Below are 19,854 nucleotides of genomic sequence, written 5' to 3'. Positions count from 1 at the left end.
GGAGGAGCCATGGGGGCGCGAAGATAGTTCACGCCCCCGGCTTGACGAAGCGCTGCCTGCCGAAGTCGGCAGCCTACCCGTGCGCGCCGCCCGGCCCGTGCACATGGCCGTGCGTCAGCTCTTCCTGCGTCGCGTCACGCACCTCCCGCACGGTGACGTCGAAGTGGAGCGTCTTGCCCGCGAGCGGGTGGTTGAGGTCCACCACCACCGAGTCGTCGTTCACCGCCTGGATGCGCAGGGGGACGTTGCCGTCCTCCGTCTGGGCCATCAGCGTCTGGCCCACCTGGGGCGTGAAGCCCGGCGGCAGCATGGTGCGGGGCACGGTGCGCAGCCCCTCCGGGTTGTGGTCGCCGTAGCCCTGCGCGGGCGCCACCACCACCTGCTTGCTCTCGCCGGTGTCCAGCCCCTCCAGGGCTCCCTCCAGGCCGGGGACGATCTGCTTGTGCCCGTGCAGATAGGCGAGCGGCTGGCCCGGTGCACTCTGGTCGATGACCTCACCGTCTCCCAGGTGGAGGCGGTACTCGAGCGCGACGACGCGACCGTTGGCGATCTTCATGCGGAAGCTCCTTGGCTTCGGGAACGGCAGAGTGGGACTTCGGGCAAAGGTGGAACCTGCGAGGCCGTGCGTCAGGCCGAGGGCGACTCCGCTGCTTCCTCGGCGACCGGTCGGTCGGGCGGCTCCCCTCGGGAGACATACACGGCGGCGGCCAGGTCGCCGGTGACGTTGAGCACCGTGCGGCACATGTCCAGGAAGCGGTCCACGCCGAGGATGAGGCCCAGGCCCTCCACCGGGATGTTGAACATGCCGAGGATCATCGCGATGACCGGGATCGAGCCCGCCGGCACGCCCGCGGTGCCAATGCCCGCCAGCACGCAGATGAACATGATGACCGCCTGCTGCCCCAGGCCCAGCGGCACGCCGTACACCTGCGCGAGGAAGAGCACGGTGACGCCCTCGAAGAGCGCGGTGCCGTTCTGGTTCATCGCGGAGCCGGCGGTGAGCACGAAGCGCGACACGTTGCGCGGCAGGTGGAGGTTCTCCTCGGCCACCTTGAGGGCGGTGGGCAGCGTGGCGCTGGAGGAGGACGTGGAGAAGGCGGTGACGATGGCGAGCCGGCAGGAGCGGAAGAACTCCAGCGGGTTGCGCCCGCCCAGGAAGCGCACCGACAGCGAGTAGACGACGAACATGTGCAGGCTGAGCGCCAGCAGCACCACGCCCACGTACGCCGCCAGCTGTCCCAGGATGTGGAAGCCCAGCCGCGCCGTCATGGAGAACAAGAGCGCGCCCACGCCAATGGGGGCCAGCATCAGCACCCCGTCGATGAGGCGCATCATCACGTCGTAGAGCCCCTGGATGGCCTCCTTGAGCCGCTGCGCGGGCTCGCCCGGGGTGAGCGCCAGGCCCAGGCCGAAGATGAGCGAGAAGACGATGAGGCCAATCATGTCCCCGTCCGCCGCGGCCTTGATGGGGTTGGTGGGCACCATGGACATGAAGAGCGCGCCCACGGAGGTGTCCCCCGGCGGCGGCGCGGCTTTTATCTGCGTGCCCGTGCGGGCCAGGGCGCGGGCCTCGTCGCTCAGGCCGGCGCCGGGCTGGAGCGTGTTGACGAGCAGGAGGCCGATGAAGACGGAGATGACGGAGAAGACGACGGTGTAGCCGAGCGTGCGCGCGCCCAGGCGGCCCACCTGCTTCAAGTCCAGCTCCGCCACGCCGACGACGAGCGCGGAGAACAGCAGCGGCACCACGAGCATCAAGAGCAGGCGGATGAAGAGCTGCCCCACGGGGTTGGTGACGTGCTCGACCAGCCCCTTGAGCCAGGGCGCGTCCCCGAACACGGCGTTGGCGATGAGTCCTGCCACCGCGCCGACGGAGATACCGAGGAGCATCTTCTGGTGGGCCTTCATATGGGCGCGAAGCCTAGCGGTGAAAGGGAGTGGCGCCCACCTCGCGTTCGGGAGAAAGCTCCCGGCCCAACGTGGAATCCCTCGTCCAGCTCACCGAGCCCGCCCTGCCCCCTGCCCTCTTCCGCCAGCTGTCGCGGCGCGTGGGGGCACTCAAAGGGGAGCGCCTGCGTCACACGTACCAGACGACGTTCTGGTACGCCTTCGGACCGCCGCAGAACGTGGTGGAGGAGGTCATCCACACGCTGCGTCCGGCGGTGGCGAAGGGCCGGAGGATTGCCGGCGTGGAGTGGTGGCTGTCGCGCATGCGGGCCACGGACGTGCGGGTGGACTTCCACCAGGACCGGGACGAGCGGCTGGCGTTGAGCACGGGGAAGCTCGTGCACCCGAAGCGCTCGTCGGTGCTCTTCCTCAACCGGGTGCGGGGCGGAGCGCTGGCGGTGACGCGGGAGCTGCCGTCGGAGGGCAATCCGTCGCTCGCACCGGACCGGCTGGAGGATTTGACGCTGGTGGCGCCCCGGCCCAACCGGCTGGTGGTGTTCGACGGGACGCTGACGCACGGCGTGCTGGACGCGGACAACCAGGTGCCGGACGGGAAGCTGCCGGGGCCCTCGCGCGAGCGGCGCACGCTGGTGATGAACTGGTGGGACCACCGTCCCACCGACGTGCCCACGTGGAGCGAGACGCGCTACTACCGGGCGCTGGCGAGCTGACGGGCGGTGTCGCGCAGGCGCTGGGTGACGCGCTCGGCCCACTCGGGTTCGACCTCCATGCAGGCGGGGCGGCGGCCCAGGCGCAGCGCGGCGGAGGGCATGGAGCCGCTGCCGGCGAAGGGATCCAACACGGTGTCACCGGGGCGGCTCCAGGTGCGCACGAGCGGCTCCAGCACGGAGAAGGGCTTGTGGTGCGGGTGGCCACCCCACTGCGTGGCCTCCGCGTCGTCGTCGTAGCCCCCGACGACGGCCCACACGGTGGGCGCATCGCCGGGCGCGAGCGGCGGCGCGGGCGTGCGGGTGAGGACGAGGGCCACTTCGTAGACGCGCAGGTTCTGTTCGTTGGCGTTCTTGTCGGTGGTGCGCTTGCCCCAGACGTACTCGCCGCGCAGGTGCGTGTAGCCCAGGTCGCGCGCGGCGGTGACGATGGGCTCCTTGCCCAGGAGGTTCGTCCAGATGATGAGGGGCGCGTCGGGGGTGAGGTGCGGGACGGCGCGGGAGAGCCACGCCTCGGAGAAGACGCGGTAGTCGCGCACGGACTCGAAGCGGACGATGGGGTTGCGGTCGATCTTCTTGTTCGCGCGGGGGTCGCGCAGGTCGCCGCCCTTGCGACGCCGGGTGAGCAGGCAATAGGGGGGATCGGTGTGCAGCAGGGAGGCGCGGGTGTCGCCGAGGGCGGCCCGGTAGCCCTCGGGCTCGCGCGCGTCGGCGCGGAAGCAGCGCAGGGATTCGGGCGTCAGGTCGGAGGTCATCGTGTGGAGTGGAACCCTACAGCCTGGGAACGCGGTGGAGGGGATTCTGGCACCCTGGGGGCATGAGATTCCGGCTCGCTGCGCTCCTGTCCTGCTGGCTGCTGCTCTGTGGGTGCCAGTCCGCGGGCGGAGGCCAGACGCGGCGCGAATACAAGCAGGCGATGGATTCGGGCATGTCGGCCTGCCGGCAGAACCCGGCGTACTGCGCGGAGGTGGCCGTGTCCGCCGGACTCCGGACCACGGCTTCGGCGGGGGCGTCCGTCGCGGGCGCGCTCCAGGTGATGGATGCGGTGGCGAAGGCCCGTGTCCGGGAGATCATGGAGACGTGCGCGAATGAGGCCGAGTTCGATGTGAACCTGCAGCACTTTGGCGGCCAGCCGCCCACGAAGGAACAGTGCGAGGAAGTCTTGAAGAGGGACGCGGCGGGAAACCCCGTCCTCACCCGGGCCATGAAGCTGGGGCAGGAGAAACATGTGGCGGCACTGAGGTGCGTCCAACTGCGGCTGTCCGTCGAACGTCCCGGTGGATTCAGCCTGGAGCAGCGTTACCGGTATGACCTTGAGACGAAGGTGCTTGAACTGATCAGCAAGGCCGCGGAACTGGAGTTGATCCGGACCGGGAAAACGGCGCGGCTCAAGGGCACGCTGGTTCCCGATGTGGTCATCCACTCTGGGAATCCGCTCCGGGCTGAGGTGGGCTATGACTTCAAGTTTTCCTGCCCCGTCGGAAAGAGTTCCCCCTGGCACGACTACCCAAGGGGGCATCCCTATCGGGACTACAATCAGGGGCGGATCTATGAATTGTCGCTGCAAGCCCCTGTGTTTCGCGTTTCACCCATTCTGGGAGTCTACTGATGATCGCGACCCTTCCCTCCATCCAAATCCTTGCCAGAACAGGTGCGGTCGTCGTGAAGGAAGGGTTCAGCATTTGTTTCTACATGCACCGCTCTCACGATGACGTGACGGCAGTCGTGATACAGGCATTGGAACTCTATCTCCAGACTATCGGCCGACAGGCACTGACCTACGCCCCATTCGATGACGGCTACTGGCAGAAGCTTGAGGTTCCCGCGCCGGATTTCGCACGAAAGGAGTTGCTGGAACGTGGCTTCGCCAGAGTCCTGCTCAATGACAGCGCTGGAGACCTTGGCGAGTACCAGTTCGTCTACCAAGGCGTCGCGCTGGACGCGCCATACGATTACCACACACCGACGAAGCGCCATGCCAGCGCCGTCTCCTTCTGGTTTCCAGTCAGCTTCCTCCAATCCCATGGCATCAAACCCTTCCGAGACCTGGCCCTGGCCCTGGCGAAGTTGCTGCCCTTCAACTCAGGCCATGCGGGGCCTTCCTTCCTTTCCTGGCTGGGCATCGATGACCTCCTGCAACCGATGTTTCAGCTAGGACTCCGCTACCCCGGAATGGACATCCCTGATGAACACAACAACGCATACACCGTGGGAGACCAGCTCGACGGCGTCCACTGGATGAATTTCATCGGGCAGCCCGTGCTCGGAGCCGTGGGCGGCACGGAGGCCCTGCGGGCCCGGCTCACCCATCCCGGCACTTCCGTGGAGTCACTCGGTGAAGACCGTGCCCTCGTCACGCTGGGCGCGGAGCCCGACGCGGGGGACACGGCCGAGGGCCGCAGGCTCCCGGCCTACCGCGAGCTGGCGCGGGTCCTGGAGCCCTGGTTGACCTCGCGCGAAGCCGTGCGCCCCTACCACGAGAACGAGGCCCTGCTCCGGTGGGAGCGCCGGTTCCTGGATTGAGCCAGGAGCCGTCCTCAGGGGAAATTCACATCCCTGAACAGCGCGCTCCGCGTCCCGTCTTCATCCCAGAGTTGGAGTGTGTAGGGAGCCTGGGCTGAGCCCTCCTGAACCTCGAACTCCACGGTCACGAGCGCTGGAGCACTGGACGTCACCGGAGCCGATTGCAAGGGCGGGAGCGATTCCCAGGCCTTTCCCTTCCTGTCCTTCAGCACCGCCCGCCGGATGGTCCATGGCGCGCCATCCTCCGAACGCATCAAGAACTGCACGGCCCACCGGTTCCCCCCGCGAAACTGATTGCTGTGAATGGTGCGCAACGGACAGGGTCGTGAGCAGTGAGGCCCATGCTCTGACAAGTTTATCGCGAGACTGTCCAGCGGCCCCGTGCTGGAGAGGAGCGCGCGAAACCCATCCAGCTCCGCCTTCCCTCCGGGTGGCAGCGCAGGGCCCTGCCGCAAGCGCTCCAGCTCCGCACGCAACTGCTCTGCCTCCTGGCGGTACGATTCCGCGGAGCGGGCCCTCCGGTAGACCTCCACCTGACGGTCCACGGCGTTGGCTTGCACTTCCAAGGTCAACACCAGCCTCGCGGGCAGGGTCGCATCCTTGAACGGGATGAACAGCTTCAGGGTTTCTCCCGGCTGCAGGTCGCTGCCTGGAACAAGCACCAGGAGCGAACTGCCCAGGCTCACCCGAGCGAACTGCGCACGCCCTTCCAGGGACACCTCATCCTGCTGGATGTCGGTGTCGAACATCAGGGTCGTGCTCAAGCCGGGCCCGATCCGGATGGGTCGTGTCGCAGCCCCCTCCGGGCCCACCTCCACGCGGAGGATCTCCCCGGGCGCCCCCTTCACCTCCAGGGGAACGGCCGCAAGAACGCACGTCGACCAGAGCAGGACCGCAAGCGCTACGGACAGACAGGAGGGCACGGTGTGGAGGGCTCCTCGAACCGGGTCAACAGGGGCCTCCCTGTCTACCATGAGGCCCGCCCGAGGCCCCCCGCCTCCCGCGGTCCAACCCGCCAGGTCAGGGTGATGCACAAGGGTGGCTACTCTTCGGTCACGTCCGCGAAGGCCTTGACGGGTATGACATGCCTCAGGATGTTGCCCACATCCCGGTGGGTGGGCGTCTCTGGCGGAGTACCGGATTCCGGAGCCCAGCCGAACTCGCCGGTCTTGGCGTCCAGGTTCTCCATGCACACCGGGTAGGACGCCCCATTGGCCAGTTCCAGCTCCGTGAACAGGAACCGGGTCACGCCCTTCAAGAAGACCACGCGCCCCTTGATGCGACCGCCCTCCGGGGCCACGCTTGTCTTTCCCTTACGGACGATGAACCACTTCCATCCTTCGGAGACCCAGTGGTGGCCGTCCTCGAAGTCCGAGTGCCCAGCGACGGCATTTCGGAACCCATCGGGCTTTTTGATCCCCAACGTCTTCATGGCTTCGGCAGCGCCCGCCGGGCACGGGATGGAACGGCCTTCCGCCTCGCGGATGACGCCGGTGCCACCAGTCGCACAGGCCGCTCCCATGCATGCCGCCGCGGTCACTCCGGCCAGTTTGCGCATGACGCCGCCGTCCGCGCGCAGGGGCTTCACGGGCGGGGACTGGGTGACAGCCGGAGGAGGCATGGAGGACGCCACCTGGGGGGCAGCCCCCGCATCCGGGGCAGACGCCACCGCGAGCACGGCGGCGTCGGGAAGACTCGGGGTTGGGGGCACGGACGACTTTCCTTTCTCGGGAACTGGCATGACAACGGGGCGCTCGGCGCGCGGGGCCGGCCGGAACAGACCGAAGGCCATCAGGCCCAGGAGCAGTCCCCCCAGGCCGAGCACCCCGGCGACGCGGCGGCGCCGCGCCTGGGACAGGGATGAAGTGCCCGGGGATTCGTCCCCCGGGACAGGTGCGGCGGCGGGCGGAGGCGACCCGGTGGGTTCGGGGGACTCGGCCTCCGGGGAGGGCCTGCGGCCTCCGCGGAACTGGGACAGCGACACCACGCCCCGGTCCACCAGGGGCGCCTCGCGGGCCTCCGGAACATCCAGCGACAGCTTCCACATCGGCTGGCGCTTGTCCTTGGCCACATCCCAGAGCGCCTGCAGCAGCGTCTCCGTCCCCGAGTAGCGATCCTCGGGGCGCTTGGCGAGCAGCCGCATCGCGATGTCCCCCAGGCCGGGCGGCACCTTGGGGTTGACCGCCTGCGGGGCGCGCGGCACCACCGTCTCGATGGCGGGCAGCAGCCGGTCGTAGGGGAGCCTCGGGTCGAACGCGTAGCCGTCCGTCAGCGACTCGTAGAGCAGCGCGCCCAGCGCGTAGAGGTCGCCCGGGATGCCCGCGTCGAAGTTCGCGCCCGCCTTCCAGGAGCCCTCGCGCAGGAAGGCCACGCACTCGGGCGGCAGCAGGTGCGGGGACGCGGGCGCCACGCCCACCGTCAGCGTGGAGGCCCCCGGGATGCGCGCGGTGCCCAGGTCGATGAGCATGGGCCGCTCGTCCGCGCGGCGGATGAGCAGGTTGTCCGCCTTCAGGTCCCGGTGGAGCACGCCGCGCCGGTGCAGATCCGCCACCACCCGCACCACCTCCGTGTAGACGGTGAGCAGGTGCGCGGCGGTGGGCTTCACCCGCCAGCGCCACTCGTGGAACGTCTCCCCGTCCACGTAGTCCGTGACGTGGAAGAAGTAGCCGTCCGGCGGCGAAGGCCAGCGATCCACGGCGTGCACGCGCGGCAGGTTGAGGTGCGGCGCGCACGCCAGCAGAGCCGCCACCTCGCGAGAGAGCCGGCCGTTCACGTCCTCTTCCTCCGGGGCCTGCGGCCCCGCCGGACGCAGCGCGATCTTCAGCGCGTAGATGTGCCCGCCCCGCTCCACCTTGAACACCCGGCCGAAGCCCCCCGCCCCCAGCGAGCCGACGATGCGCCACGGCCCGACGTTGTGGCCGACCTCAAGCTGGTCCGGGTGCAGCGGCGGGGTCATGAAGCAGGCTCAAGCAGGCACAGGACCTGACGGGTGGGAACGCGCGGCCCGGGTTCCAGGACCGCCAGGGGCGTCCGCCTTGCCACTGCCCACCCCGGAGGTGGGATTCCCCGCAATCCAGGGCCGCACCTGGCCGTGGACGGCGCGGACCAGCTCGGCGGAACCACCCAGGAAGCGGTGTGCAATGCGGACAACCTCCGGGGTTGACCCTAGTCGTCCCTACGGGGCTGTCACGTTTTTTCATGACCTGCTGGGAGGGCGACCTGGGGGCGGAGCTCCAACCCGCCAGGGCTTCCGGACGCACCACGTCCAACCCCGAGGCCAGGACCCGTCAGTCGCCGCCGGCCTCGTCCGAGTCCGGGTCGTTCGTCAGGAGGGCGCGGGCGGCCTGTTCCCACTGCCCCCCCAGCCGGGCCTCGGACGCGAGCGCCTCGTCCCAGGAGGGCCCGTCCGGCAGCAGCCGCGACGCCTGCGCCAGGGCCAGCCGCTCCAGCGCGCGCGTCTCGCACAGCTGGCGCAGGCCCGGTCCGTCCAGCCCGCTCGCGGCGAGGAAGGCCTCCCGGCGCGAGCCGCGCACGCCCCGCTCCTTCCACCACGCGGCCTCCTCGGTGGCGATCTCCTCGTCCGTCACCGTGAGCCCCAGCGAGCGCACCCACCCCGCGAGCAGCGCCCGCCGCAGGCCCGCCTCCGCCCAGGCCGCCGCGTCCGGCGCGCTCCGCAAGAGCTCCAGCACGCGCCCCGAGTCCACGGCGCGGCCGCCCACCCGCGTCACGTCCTCCACCAGCCTGCGCCGCCGCACCAGCGACGAGGGGTTGCGCCGCACGCCCGGCGTCGCCGGAGCCTCCGGGGACGACAGGCTCACGAACTCCGCCGCGGAGCGGATGCAGGCGATGGCGTCCAGGCGCTTCAAGTCCTCCACGCCCTGCGCGAACCACGCATCCCAGGCCGCGAGCGTGGGCCCGGACCAGGCGGGGCCCACGGCCTCGCGGATCCGCGCCCAGGTGCGCTCCTGGTAGAAGAGGCCCGCCGCCGCGTCCACCAGGGCCTGGGCTCCGGAGCGCCCCAGCACCCGGGCCTTGCGCGCCCGCTCCGCCTCGTGCCGCACGTTGACCAGGGGCACGGTGAGCGGACGCCAGCCGTGCTCGGCGTCCGCGTGCAGCAGCGCCACCTCCGCGTCATCCACCACCACGCCGTCGCGGTACCAGCCGAAGATGCGGCCCACGCCCACCATGCCGTGGGCGGCCAGCTCCGCGGCGCGCAGCGCGCCCATGCTGCCGCCGCCGAACACCGCGACGCCCGCCTCCATCGCCGCGAGCAATTCGTGGTGCCACACCGACGGCTGCGCCTCGAAGACGCCGTCCACCAGCACCAGCGCGCGGGGCTTCAGCGACAGCGCGCGCCACACGTCCCCCTGTCTCGCCGGCGGCAGCACCGTGCACGGCGCCAGCTTGTGCGCCTCCGCCGCGGGCAACGAGGGCCCCAGGAACACCACCAGGTCGTCCGCCCGCCGCTTCACAGGAGCTCCGATACGCGCATGCCCGGCACCACCACCTTCCACACGTGCAGCCCGGGCAGCGGCGCGTCCAGCGCCACCCCCGCCACCCGTGTGAAGCCGGCGCGCTTCAACTTCGCCAGCACGGTGTCCACCCGCGCCTTCGCGGACGCCGTGCGCTTCAATGCGAGCTCCGGCATCGCCTCCGCCCGGTGCCTCGGCCGCACCTCCGCGCACGCCTGCGCGAACCCCAGCGCCGCCTCCCGGTCCGCGGCCGCCACGTCCTCGCGCGCCCCGTGGATGTCCGTCAGCCGCGACTGCGCCGCCTCCAGGAGGGCCTTGAGCAGCGCCTCGTCCCGGCTCAGCGCGCACGCATACCCCGCGGTGAGCGGAACGGGCCCCTCCTCCGCGTCCACCAGCACCGCCGCCGCCACCGGCAGCCCCACCGCGCCCCGCGTGCTCCGGGCGGGCGTGGCGTCGAAGAGGTAGGCGTGGAAGCCGCGCTGCTGAAGCCGCTCGAACAGGGCCGCCGTGCGCGGCGCCTCCGCCTCCAGCCGGTCCGGCCGCAGCATCCGCCCCACCACGCCCTCCTCCGTCCAGCCCTCCGGCAGCGCCCGGGCGAGCTGGTCGCGCTCCGTGGCCTCCAGGAGCGCGTGCAGCAGCGCCTGCCCGGACTCCGGGTGGGCCCCCGAGCCGTTGGTGGTCCAGGCGACCGACACCGGCCCCAGCGCCACCGTCCCGGACGGCGGGCAGTACACGCCCTGCGCCGGCACCCAGACGGCGGTGTCCGTGTGCAGCTCCCGCGCCTCGCGCCACGCCAGCCGCACGGCCGGGCCCGCCAACCGGGGGGCCACCTCCTGCCCCGCGGACCCCAGCGCGTCCACGCCCCACACGGGGGTGCCCGTGCCCTCCAGCTCCTCCTGGGAGCCCCAGCGCAGCAGCTCCGGCCGCACCGTCTCCGCGGCCCACAGCTCCGCCGTCTCCAGGAGCGCGCCCCGGGCGGCCTCGTCGAAGGTGAGCCCCTTGCCGTTGCAGACCTGGAGCACATGGCCGCCCGGACGCACCGCGCAGGCCACCTCCACGCCCGTGCGGTCCAGGCCGGTGACGCGCGCCACCCGGGTCACCCCGAGGGCGCGGGCGAGCGAGGCGAGGAAGGAGGGGTCGGTCATGGCAGGCAACACGATGGGAGACCTTAGCCAGAATCCCGGGAGGCCGGGGCCCCCGGCTGGCGGGGCCGGCCGTGCGGCTGGCGGGGAAAACGTGGTAGGGGAAGGCGGACCCCGCAGGCGGGGGAGGAGCGCGCACCGCATGATTTCTGTCGGAGACCTCGCGCCAGACTTCGTCGCGACCGACTGCCACGGTCAGGGCGTGCGGCTGTCAGGGCTGCGCGGCCGACGCGTGGTGCTCTTCTTCTTCCCCCGGGCCTTCACGGTGGGCTGCACCATCGAAAACCGGGCGTTCCGCGACAACCACGAGCGCATCCGCGAGCTGGGGGCGGAGCTGGTGGGCGTCTCCGTGGACACGCTCACCACCCAGTGCGACTTCGCCCAGCAGGAGGGCATCCACTTCGCCCTCCTGGGGGATGACGAGCGGCGGATCAGCCGGGCCTGGGGCGTGCTGTGGCCGGTGCTCAACATCGACCGGCGCGTCACGTTCATCATCGGCGTGGACGGCACCGTCGAACACGTCATCCAGCACGAGGTGCGCGTCTACCGGCACCTGGACGACGTGCTGAAGTACCTCCAGGCCCACCCCGCTCCGGGCACCAACAGCGCCTCCGCCTGAGGGGCGCCGTCCCCGCCGCCCGGGTGGAATACGGGCGAAAATAACCTTCTTTCCCGTGGCGGGTTGGAGACCTTGTGAGCGGACGGGTCCTAGGACTGGTGCGGCCCGGACAGGCCGCGGGGCCCCCCACGGACGAGGCCCTGTGTGGGGCCTTCCTGGCGGGGGACGCGGCGGCGTTCGGCCAGCTCTTCGAGCGGCACCGGGGCCTCGTCTTCGCGCTGATGCGCCGCTACACCGCGAGCGCGGAGGACGCGGCGGACCTGACGCAGCAGGCGTTCCTGCGGGCCCTGGAGGCCTCGCGCCGGGTGTTCGGGCGCTTCACGCCGACCACGCCCGCGCCCTTCCGCTCCTGGCTGGTGCGGGTGGCCCTCAACCTGGCGAAGAACCACGCGCGGCAGGGCTTCCGGTGGAAGCCGGTGCTGGTGGAGGCGGTGGCGGAGGACGTGGCGGCGGACCCCGGCGAGGGCGCGGACGCGTCGCTGGAGCGCACCCAGCGCGGCCAGCAGGTGCGGCAGGCGGTGCTCGCCCTGCCCCGCCGCCAGCGCGAGGTGCTGACGCTGCGGGTGGACGGCGGGCTGCCGTTCAAGGACATCGCCCAGACGCTGGGCATCACGGAGAACAACGCGAAGGTGCAGTTCCACCACGCGGTGAAACGCTTGAAGGCCGACGTGGCCGGGGAGACGCAGTGATGGGTGCGTGCGTGGAATACGAGGAGCAGGCGAGCCTCCACGCCGCGGGGGCGCTGGAGGGCGAGGAGGCCACGCGCTTCCTCTCCCACCTGGAGTCCTGCGCGGCCTGCCGGGCGGAGGTGGCCTCCACCCAGGAGCTGCTGGGAAGGGTGGCGCTGCCGCCGCAGACGCCCGTGGAGGTGCGGGCGCAGGAGGGGCTCGGCGCGCGGACCCTGTCGGCGTGGCGCCGGGAGCAGACGCGCAGGTGGATGGGACGCCGGGCGCTGAGCTCGCTCGCGGCCGTCGCGGCGGTGGTGACGCTGATGCTGGGCCCGTCCGCGCTGGAGCGGTTCAGGGCGCCCCGGACGACCGTGCCGGACACGGCGCGGACCGTGGACACCCGCGACGACGTGGACGCGGAGACGCTGGCCGCGTTCGAGGCGTGGGCCGGGCTGGAGCCGCTGGAGGATGACGGCTCGGAGTACGGCTCCGGCTCAGGCTCAGGCTCCGATGACGAGCTGCCCTGGGACGGCGAGGACGACGCGATGGACGGGGACTTCAACCTGGGAGAGGCACTGTGAAGACGATGAAGCGGATGACCTGGGCGCTGGTGTTCGCGTTGCCGGTGGTGGCGCTGGCGCAGCCCGCGGCGAAGGAGCCGCGAGCGCGCGACCCCGAGCGCGTGGCGAGGGCCGAGCAGCGGCAGCGCCTGCGTCAGGTGCTGGAGCTGGCGGACACGCTGGAGCTGGACAGCGCGCAGGCGCTGAAGCTGGATGAGACGCTGCGCCGCTTCGAGGACCGGCGCCGGCCGCTGCGCGAGCAGGTGCGGGAATCCGCGCGCGTGCTCCATCAGGCCTCGCGAGGTGACAGCGCGGCGCTGGGGCAGGTGGATGGGGCCGCGCAGAAGGTCTTCGACGCGCGGGCGCAGATCGCCGCGCTGGACCGGGAGCTGTATCAGGCGCTCGCCAAGGAGCTACCTCCGCAGAAGCGCGCGCGGCTGGCCGTCGTCATGGCCCGGTCCGAAGGCGCGAAGTGGATGAAGGACCGGGGCGACAAGGGACCGCGAGGCGACTGAGCCGCCCCGCCCCGGAGTCGGGGGCGGACGGGCGGGCACGGGGGGACATCCCTCCAGGACGTCCCCAACGTCATGGAGCCCACCATGTCCCGCCCCCAGGAGTCCCCCATGCGTCTGCTGTCCCGTGTCGTTCCCGTGCTCCTCGGCCTGGGGCTCGCGTCGTGCGCGGGCGTGGATGTTGGCGCCGGCTACGACCCCGCAGCCGTGGAGCGGATCGACAACTTCCGCACCTACGCGTGGATGTCGCGGCCGCAGAAGAGCCAGGACACGCGCATCAACAACGACATCACCGATGCGCAGGTGAGGGACGCGGTGGACCGCGACCTCCTGTCGCGCGGCTACCAGAAGGTGGAGGCGAACGCGAACCCGGACTTCCTCATCGGGTGGCAGGGCGCCATCGACACGCGGCTGTCCGTGGATCGGGTGAACGACTACTACGGCTATCCGTGGGATCCGTTCTGGGGCTCGTTCTACGGCTCCTACGGACTCGCTGGGGGGACGTACCTGCGCGAGTACGACGTGGGCACGCTCATCCTCGACGTGGTGGACGCGAGGGCGAAGGCGCTCGTCTGGCGCGGCACGGCCCAGAGCAACCTGGGTGAAAGCCCCAGCATGCAGAGCACCCAGAAGAAGCTCGATGAGGCGGTGACGAAGATGCTGGAGCGCTTCCCGCCCAAGCCGGAGTAGGCGTGCCCGGCAGCGGGCCCGGCGAAGTCACCCGGGGCCCGCCGACGAAACAGGTGTCACTTCTCCGCGAGCGCCTTGTCGAGCGCGGCCTTCAGCTCCGGGCTGTCGGGCGTGACGCTGCTGGGGAAGGCGGCCTTCACCTGGCCGTCCTTGCCCACCACGTACTTGTGGAAGTTCCACTTGGGCTCGCCGTGGTCCTTCGCGAGGAACGCGTACACGGGGGACTGCCCCTCGCCCTTCTTCGTCTTCACCTTCTCGAACATGGGGAAGGTGACCTTGAAGCGCAGCTCGCAGAACTTCGCGATCTCCTGCGACGTGCCCGGCTCCTGCCCGCCGAAGTCGTTGGACGGGAAGCCCAGGACGACGACGCCCTTGTCCTTGTAGCCCTGGTGCAGCGCCTCCAGGCCCTTGTACTGCGGCGTGTAGCCACACTCGGACGCGGTGTTCACGACGAGGGCGACCTTGCCCTGGAAGTCCGACAGCTGCTCGGGCTTGCCGTCGAGCCGGTTGGCGGAGAGCTGGTGGAAGGACATGGTCTTCTTCTCGGTCTTCTTGTCCTCGGCGAAGGCTGCCGGGGAGAGGGAGAGCACCGTCGCGACGGTGAACAGCAGTGGGGTTCGCATGCGACGCGGAGGATGCCGGAAGGGGCGCAAGGTTTCACCGTCCCCGCGAAGCGACGCGGGCCTTGGGTTCTTCAGTGGAAAAAACCGTCTTGAGCACCCGGCCCGTGGGCGTCTTGAGCTTCGCCACCTCGCGGGGCGTGCCCTCGCCCACGATGCGGCCTCCGCCCTCGCCGCCCTCCGGCCCCAGCTCCACCACGTGGTCGCCCGCGGCGATGACGGACGGGTGGTGCTCGATGACGACCAGCGTGTCGCCCCGGTCCACCAGCCGGCCCAGGAAGGTGATGAGCTTCTCCACGTCGCCCAGGTGCAGGCCCGTGGTGGGTTCATCCAGCACGTACAGCGTGGGCTCGTGGCGTGAGGTCGCCGTCAGCTCCGCGGCCAGCTTGAGCCGCTGCGCCTCGCCGCCGGACAGCGTGTTGGAGCCCTGGCCCAATTGGAGATAACCCACGCCCAGGTCCGCCAGGCACACCAGCGGCGCGGCCACCTTGGGGATGGAGCGGAAGACGTCCTTGGCCTCGTCCGCGGACAGGCGCAGCACGTCGCCCACGGTGAGGCCGTGGTAGCGCACCTCCAGCGTGGCGGCGTCGAAGCGCGCCCCGTTGCAGGCCTCGCACGGCGTGACGACGTCCGGCAGGAAGGACATCTCATGGGAGATGGCGCCCTGCCCTTCGCACACCTTGCAGCGCCCGCCGCTCGCGGTGTTGAAGGAGAAGCGCGCGGGCCCGAAGCCGCGAATCTTGGCCTCGGGCGTGGCCGCGAACACGCGGCGCAATTCATCCCAGAGGCCCAGGAACGTGGCCGGCACCGAGCGCGGCGTGCGGCCGATGGGGGACTGATCCACCGACAGCACCCGCTTGATGGACTCCACGCCCTTGAGCGAGTCGAACGCGCCGGCCTTCGACGTGACGAGCCCCAGCCGGTCGCGCAGCGCCGGGTACAGCACCTGACGGATGAGCGTGCTCTTGCCGGAGCCCGACACGCCGGAGACGACGTTGAGCCGTCCCACCGGCAGCCGCAGGTCCACGCGCTGGAGGTTGTTCGCTCTCGCGCCCTTCAGCTCCACCCACGCCTGGGGCTCGCCCCGCCCCGACGGAGGCCGCACCTGAGCTGCGCGCAGGGCCAGCGCGGTGGGCGAGTCCGACGCCAGCACCACGTCCGGCGCGCCCTCCGCCAGGATGTGGCCGCCGCCCCGGCCGCCCGTGGGCCCCAGGTCCAGCAGGTGATCCGCGGCGCGGATGGTGTCCGAGTCGTGCTCCACCACCAGCACCGTGGAGCCCGTGTCCACCAACGCGCGCAGGTTGTCGAGCAGCCGGTGCGTGTCGCGCGGGTGCAGGCCGATGGTGGGCTCGTCCAGCACGTACAGCGCGCCGGTGAGCCCCGCGCCCAGCTGCGCGGACAGCCGCAGCCGCTGCATCTCTCCGCCGGACAGCGTGCCCGCGTTGCGGTCCAGGGACAGGTAGCCCAGGCCCACGCGCTCCAGGAACTCCAGCCGCCGCACCATCTCCTGCCGCGCCGTCTCCCCCAGGAGCGCCCGGTCCCCCTTGAGCTTCCAGGTGCGCACCCGCGCGAGCGTGGACGTCACCGACGCCTGCACCACCTCGTGGTAGCGCGCGCCCTCCAGGCGCACCGCGCGAGGCACCGGGGACAGCCGGCTGCCCGCGCACGCCCTGCACGGGGACGTCTCGCCCTCGGCCATCGCCGTGGCGCCGCCCTGCACGCCGGTGCCCTCGCACGACTCGCAGCGGCCCTGCTTCGTGTTGAAGGAGAACCAGCGCGGATCCAGCTCCGGCACGGCGGTGCCGCACTTCGGACACGTGCGCTCGCTGGACAGGAGCGTCTCTGCCCTGCCCGTGCGGACCTTCAGCGCGCCCTTGCCCCAGTTGAGCGACGACTCGAACACCTCGCGCGGCAGCTTCGCGAGCCTGCCCTCGTACATCACGAGGTCGATGTCGTGCTCCTTCGTCTTCGTCAGGCGCGGCGGGTTGTCCGTGGAGACGAGCTCCCCATCCACGATGGCCTGGGTGATTCCGGCCCGCGCCGCCCCCGTGAAGACGTCCAGGTACGTGCCCTTGCGAGCGCGCACCGCAGGCGCCAGCACCTGCCCGTCGCCCTTCGTCGCCGTCACCTGCGCGAAGAGCGCCGCGGACGTGGTGGCGCCAATGGGCGTGTCGTCGTGCGGGCAGTGCGGCTCGCCAATCTTCGCGTACATCAGTCGCAGGTAGTGGGCCACCTCGGTGACGGTGGCCACGGTGCTGGTGGCACCCGCGCGGGACGTGCGCTGCTCCAGCGCCACGGTGGGCGGGATGCTGCTGATCCGCTCCACGTCCGGGCGCGGCAGCGTGGGGAGGAACTGCCGCGCGTAGGGCGTCAGCGTCTCCAGGAAGCGGCGCTGCCCTTCCGCGAAGACGACGTCGAACACGAGCGAGCTCTTGCCGGAGCCGCTGGGCCCCGTCACCACCGTCATCTTCCCCAGCGGGATGCGGCACGACACGTCCTGGAGGTTGTGCTCGCGCGCGTGCTCCACCTCGATGGCGGGCGCGGCCTCCTTGCCGGGCTTGCGCAGCTTCACCGTGCGGGCCAGCGGCTTGCCTTCGCCCCGGAGCGCCGCGGCGGTGGCGCTGCCCTTCACCTTCGCGACGTCCGCGGGCGTGCCCTCCGCCACCAGCCGGCCACCGTCCCGGCCGCCCTTGGGACCCAGGTCGATGATCCAGTCCGAGCCCTTCATCACCGACACGTCGTGGTCCACCACCAGCACGCTCGCGCCCCGGTCCACCAGCGCATGCAGCGACGCCATCACGTGGCGCACGTCCTCCGCGTGGAGGCCGGCGCTCGGCTCGTCGATGAGGAACAGCGTGCCCTTCGCGTCGCTGGCCAGCGCGCGCGCCAGCTTCAGCCGCTGCGCCTCTCCACCGGACAGCGTGGACAACGGCTGGCCCAGCGGCAGGTAGCCCAGGCCCAGTCGCTGCGCCGGGCCCAGGGTGCGCTTGAGCGCCGCGTCGTCGCCGAAGTGCTGGAGGACCTCATCCAGCGTCATCTCCAGCACCTGCGCCACGCTGAAGCCCTGGTGGCGGACGGCGAGCACCTCCTCCTTGAAGCGCCGGCCCCGGCACACCGCGCACAAGAGGGCCACGTCCGCGAGGAACTGCATCTCCACCGTCTCGTAGCCCTCGCCCGCGCAGGCCTCGCAGCGGCCCTTGTCCACGTTGAAGGAGAAGTGCGCGGACGTCAGGCCCCGCACCTCCGCCTCGGGCTCCGACGCGAAGCGCTCGCGCAGCCGGTCCCACGCCTTGGTGTACGTGGCCGCGTTGCCGCGCGACGTGCGCCCCAGCGGGGACTGGTCCACGAAGGTGATGTCCTCCACCTGCGCGCCACCCTCCACCGCCTCCACGTGGCCGGGGGCCTCCACGTCCTTGACGCCCAGGCCCCGGGCCAGGTGCCGGTAGAGCACCTCGTCCATCAGCGTGCTCTTGCCGGAGCCGCTGGGCCCGGTGATGGCGCACAGCACGCCCAGCGGCACGCGCACCGACACGTCCTTCAGGTTGTGCTCGCGCGCGCTGCGGATGACGAGTTCCCCCGTGCGGGTGCGCGGCGTGCGGGGCGCCTCCGTCCCGCCCGACAGCATCCGGCCGGTGGGCAGGTCCTGACGCTTCGCCAGCGCCTCCGGGGTGCCGTCGAAGCACAGCGTCCCGCCCTGGCGGCCGGCGCCCGGGCCCAGCTCCAGCACGCGGTGCGCGGAGCGGATGACCAGCGGATCATGCTCGATGACCAGCGCGATGTTGCCCCGGTCCGCCAGCTCCGCGATGGCCTCCGTGAGCGGCGGCACGTCCCCCGGGTGCAGGCCCACGGTGGGCTCGTCCAGCACGAAGAGCGCGCCCGTGAGCGACGTGCCCAGCGCGGCCGTGAGCGACACGCGCTGCGCCTCCCCTCCGGACAGCGTGCGCGCGGGCCGGTCCAACGTGAGGTAGCCCAGGCCCACCCGCTGCAGATAGCGCAGGCGCCCGGCCAGCTCGCGCCGCGCCAGGTCCCCCTGCCCCGTGAGCGTCTTCAGCGCGTCCAGCCGCGTCAGGCCGTCCGTCAACTCCAGCCCGTGCCAGCCCGGCAGGTCCAACCCACCCACGCGCCACGCGCGGGCCTGCGCGTTGAGCCGCGCGCCGCCGCAGTCCCCGCAGAGCGTGTACGCGCGGTAGCGCGCCAGCAGCACGCGCACGTGCATCTTGTACGTGCGCCCCTCCATCCACTTGAACCACGCGCGCACGCCCGGGTACGCGCGCCCCTCGTCGTAGCCGCCGGAGCCTTCCAGCACCGACTCGCGCTGCGCGGCGGTGAGCTGCTCCCACGGCTTGTCCAGTGGGATGCCCTTCTGGCGGCACCAGCGCTGGAGCATCTCCCGCTCCCAACTGGTGGACTGGCCGGACCACGGCCGGATGGCGCCCTGGGCCAGGCTCAGCGTCGGGTTGGGAATGACCTTCCCCCAGTCGATGCCGATGGTGCGCCCGAAGCCCCGGCACGGCGCGCACGCGCCCACCGGGCTCTGGTAGCTGAAGAGGCCCGGCCGCGCGGGCTCGAACTCCTTCGCGCAGCTGGGACACACGAGCCCCCGGCGCAGCCGCTTCGGCGCGGACTCCGGCAGGAACAGGAGCGCGTCACCGTCCGCGCGCGCCCACGCATCCTCCAGCGCCTGCGTCACACGCGACAGGTTCGCGTCCGACAGCTTCAGCCGGTCCACCACCACCTGCGCCACGCCCCCGGAGTCCGTGGCCTCGCCCGGCTTGAGCGTCTCCAGCTCCTTCACCTCGCCCTGCACCATCAGCCGGTGGAAGCCGTCCTTCAGCAGCCGGGCGCGCGCGTCGAGGAACGCGGACGTGTCCGGGATGCGCACGGGGAAGGTGAAGACGCCAGGGGCGTCCGGGTGCTCGCGCAGGGCGGCCTGGGCGGCCACGCGCGCGTCGGTGCGGACCGCCTCCACGTCGCAGTCCGGACACACCGGCATCGCCTCGCGGGTGAAGAGCGCGGACAGGTACGGCTCCACGTCCGCCAGCGTCGCCACCGTGGAGCGCGAGCTCTTCACCGGCGCGCGCCGGTCCACCGCCACGCCCGCAGCCACCGGCTCCAGCGCCACCATGGGCGGCCGCTCCAGCCGCTCCAGGAACTGCCGGGCATACGGGCTGAAGCTCTCCACGAAGCGGCGCTGGCCCTCCGCATAGAGCGTGTCCAGCGCGAGGCTCGACTTGCCGCCCCCGGACACGCCGGTGATGCAGACGAACTCTCCTTCCGCCAGGTCGACGGACAGATCCTTCAGGTTGTGGGTTCGGGCGCCGACGAGGTGGGTCTTGTGCATGCCGGCCGGAGGTTTAACGACCTGACACTCCCACGCCAATCACAACATGGCGGCCAACATCACCCGGGGCATGCCGGTTGGGTCTGTCTCTTATA

Annotated in this window: 17 protein-coding genes; 8 read left to right on the top strand and 9 right to left on the bottom strand. The window is 71.3% G+C overall.

What is annotated here, in order from left to right; translation table 11 throughout:
• Positions 1-73: 73 nt before the first annotated feature.
• On the bottom strand, positions 74-556 hold the full coding sequence (locus D7X12_RS24800) for an FKBP-type peptidyl-prolyl cis-trans isomerase (protein WP_120627753.1): 483 nt from the start codon (positions 554-556) through the stop codon (positions 74-76).
• A gap of 71 nt (positions 557-627) precedes the next feature.
• On the bottom strand, positions 628-1,905 hold the full coding sequence (locus D7X12_RS24795; protein WP_120627752.1) for a dicarboxylate/amino acid:cation symporter: 1,278 nt from the start codon (positions 1,903-1,905) through the stop codon (positions 628-630).
• Between the two features lie 71 nt (positions 1,906-1,976).
• Here D7X12_RS24795 and D7X12_RS24790 point away from each other — a divergent pair, with 71 nt between their 5' ends.
• Positions 1,977-2,615 (top strand): 2OG-Fe(II) oxygenase, encoded by a 639-nt coding sequence (locus D7X12_RS24790; RefSeq protein ID WP_120627757.1) that lies wholly within the window; start codon positions 1,977-1,979, stop codon positions 2,613-2,615.
• On the opposite strand, the gene D7X12_RS24785 is transcribed toward D7X12_RS24790, so the two are convergent.
• On the bottom strand, positions 2,594-3,367 hold the full coding sequence (locus tag D7X12_RS24785) for a DNA-methyltransferase (protein ID WP_120627751.1): 774 nt from the start codon (positions 3,365-3,367) through the stop codon (positions 2,594-2,596). The two genes, D7X12_RS24790 and D7X12_RS24785, sit on opposite strands and share 22 nt — an antisense overlap.
• 62 nt (positions 3,368-3,429) lie before the next feature.
• Here D7X12_RS24785 and D7X12_RS24780 point away from each other — a divergent pair, with 62 nt between their 5' ends.
• Entirely contained in the window at positions 3,430-4,221 is a 792-nt protein-coding gene (locus tag D7X12_RS24780) for a hypothetical protein (protein WP_120627750.1), read from the top strand.
• Positions 4,221-5,135, top strand: a complete 915-nt coding sequence (locus D7X12_RS24775) for a type VI immunity family protein (protein ID WP_120627749.1) — start codon at positions 4,221-4,223, stop codon at positions 5,133-5,135. Before D7X12_RS24780 ends, D7X12_RS24775 begins: the two co-directional genes overlap by 1 nt.
• 14 nt (positions 5,136-5,149) lie before the next feature.
• Here D7X12_RS24775 and D7X12_RS24770 read toward each other — a convergent pair whose 3' ends face one another.
• The 4 genes from D7X12_RS24770 to D7X12_RS24755 form a co-directional block, all read right to left on the bottom strand.
• Positions 5,150-6,109 (bottom strand): DUF2381 family protein, encoded by a 960-nt coding sequence (locus D7X12_RS24770; protein WP_120627748.1) that lies wholly within the window; start codon positions 6,107-6,109, stop codon positions 5,150-5,152.
• A gap of 68 nt (positions 6,110-6,177) precedes the next feature.
• Positions 6,178-8,091 (bottom strand): serine/threonine protein kinase, encoded by a 1,914-nt coding sequence (locus D7X12_RS24765; RefSeq protein WP_120627747.1) that lies wholly within the window; start codon positions 8,089-8,091, stop codon positions 6,178-6,180.
• A 331-nt stretch (positions 8,092-8,422) separates the two neighbouring features.
• Complete coding sequence (locus tag D7X12_RS24760; protein WP_120627746.1) at positions 8,423-9,607, bottom strand: TfuA-like protein; 1,185 nt, start codon at positions 9,605-9,607, stop codon at positions 8,423-8,425.
• Positions 9,604-10,752: a YcaO-like family protein gene (locus D7X12_RS24755; RefSeq protein ID WP_120627745.1), complete on the bottom strand. Its 1,149-nt coding sequence runs from the start codon at positions 10,750-10,752 to the stop codon at positions 9,604-9,606. The genes D7X12_RS24760 and D7X12_RS24755 overlap by 4 nt, the downstream gene beginning before the upstream one ends.
• A 139-nt stretch (positions 10,753-10,891) precedes the next feature.
• Here D7X12_RS24755 and D7X12_RS24750 point away from each other — a divergent pair, with 139 nt between their 5' ends.
• The 5 genes from D7X12_RS24750 (at position 10,892) to D7X12_RS24730 (ending at position 13,798) form a co-directional block, all read left to right on the top strand.
• Complete coding sequence (locus tag D7X12_RS24750; protein ID WP_120627744.1) at positions 10,892-11,368, top strand: peroxiredoxin; 477 nt, start codon at positions 10,892-10,894, stop codon at positions 11,366-11,368.
• 74 nt (positions 11,369-11,442) lie between these two features.
• Positions 11,443-12,057, top strand: a complete 615-nt coding sequence (locus D7X12_RS24745; RefSeq protein ID WP_120627743.1) for an RNA polymerase sigma factor — start codon at positions 11,443-11,445, stop codon at positions 12,055-12,057.
• The gene (locus tag D7X12_RS24740) at positions 12,057-12,617 is read left to right on the top strand and encodes a zf-HC2 domain-containing protein (protein ID WP_120627742.1); all 561 of its coding nucleotides are present in this window, start codon (positions 12,057-12,059) and stop codon (positions 12,615-12,617) included. Before D7X12_RS24745 ends, D7X12_RS24740 begins: the two co-directional genes overlap by 1 nt.
• Positions 12,618-12,622: 5 nt before the next feature.
• Positions 12,623-13,111 (top strand): hypothetical protein, encoded by a 489-nt coding sequence (locus D7X12_RS24735; RefSeq protein WP_120627756.1) that lies wholly within the window; start codon positions 12,623-12,625, stop codon positions 13,109-13,111.
• 108 nt (positions 13,112-13,219) lie between these two features.
• The gene (locus D7X12_RS24730) at positions 13,220-13,798 is read left to right on the top strand and encodes a DUF4136 domain-containing protein (protein WP_120627755.1); all 579 of its coding nucleotides are present in this window, start codon (positions 13,220-13,222) and stop codon (positions 13,796-13,798) included.
• Between the two features lie 56 nt (positions 13,799-13,854).
• On the opposite strand, the gene D7X12_RS24725 is transcribed toward D7X12_RS24730, so the two are convergent.
• Together D7X12_RS24725 and uvrA are read right to left on the bottom strand one after the other, a co-directional pair.
• Positions 13,855-14,421, bottom strand: coding sequence for a glutathione peroxidase (locus D7X12_RS24725; RefSeq protein WP_208719263.1), 567 nt, complete (start codon positions 14,419-14,421; stop codon positions 13,855-13,857).
• 34 nt (positions 14,422-14,455) lie between these two features.
• The gene (gene uvrA / locus D7X12_RS24720) at positions 14,456-19,759 is read right to left on the bottom strand and encodes an excinuclease ABC subunit UvrA (protein WP_120627741.1); all 5,304 of its coding nucleotides are present in this window, start codon (positions 19,757-19,759) and stop codon (positions 14,456-14,458) included.
• Positions 19,760-19,854 lie beyond the last annotated feature (95 nt).

The organism is Corallococcus sicarius (assembly GCF_003611735.1).
In the GTDB taxonomy this organism is placed as follows: domain Bacteria; phylum Myxococcota; class Myxococcia; order Myxococcales; family Myxococcaceae; genus Corallococcus; species Corallococcus sicarius.
This window is presented reverse-complemented; position numbering and strand designations above follow the sequence as displayed.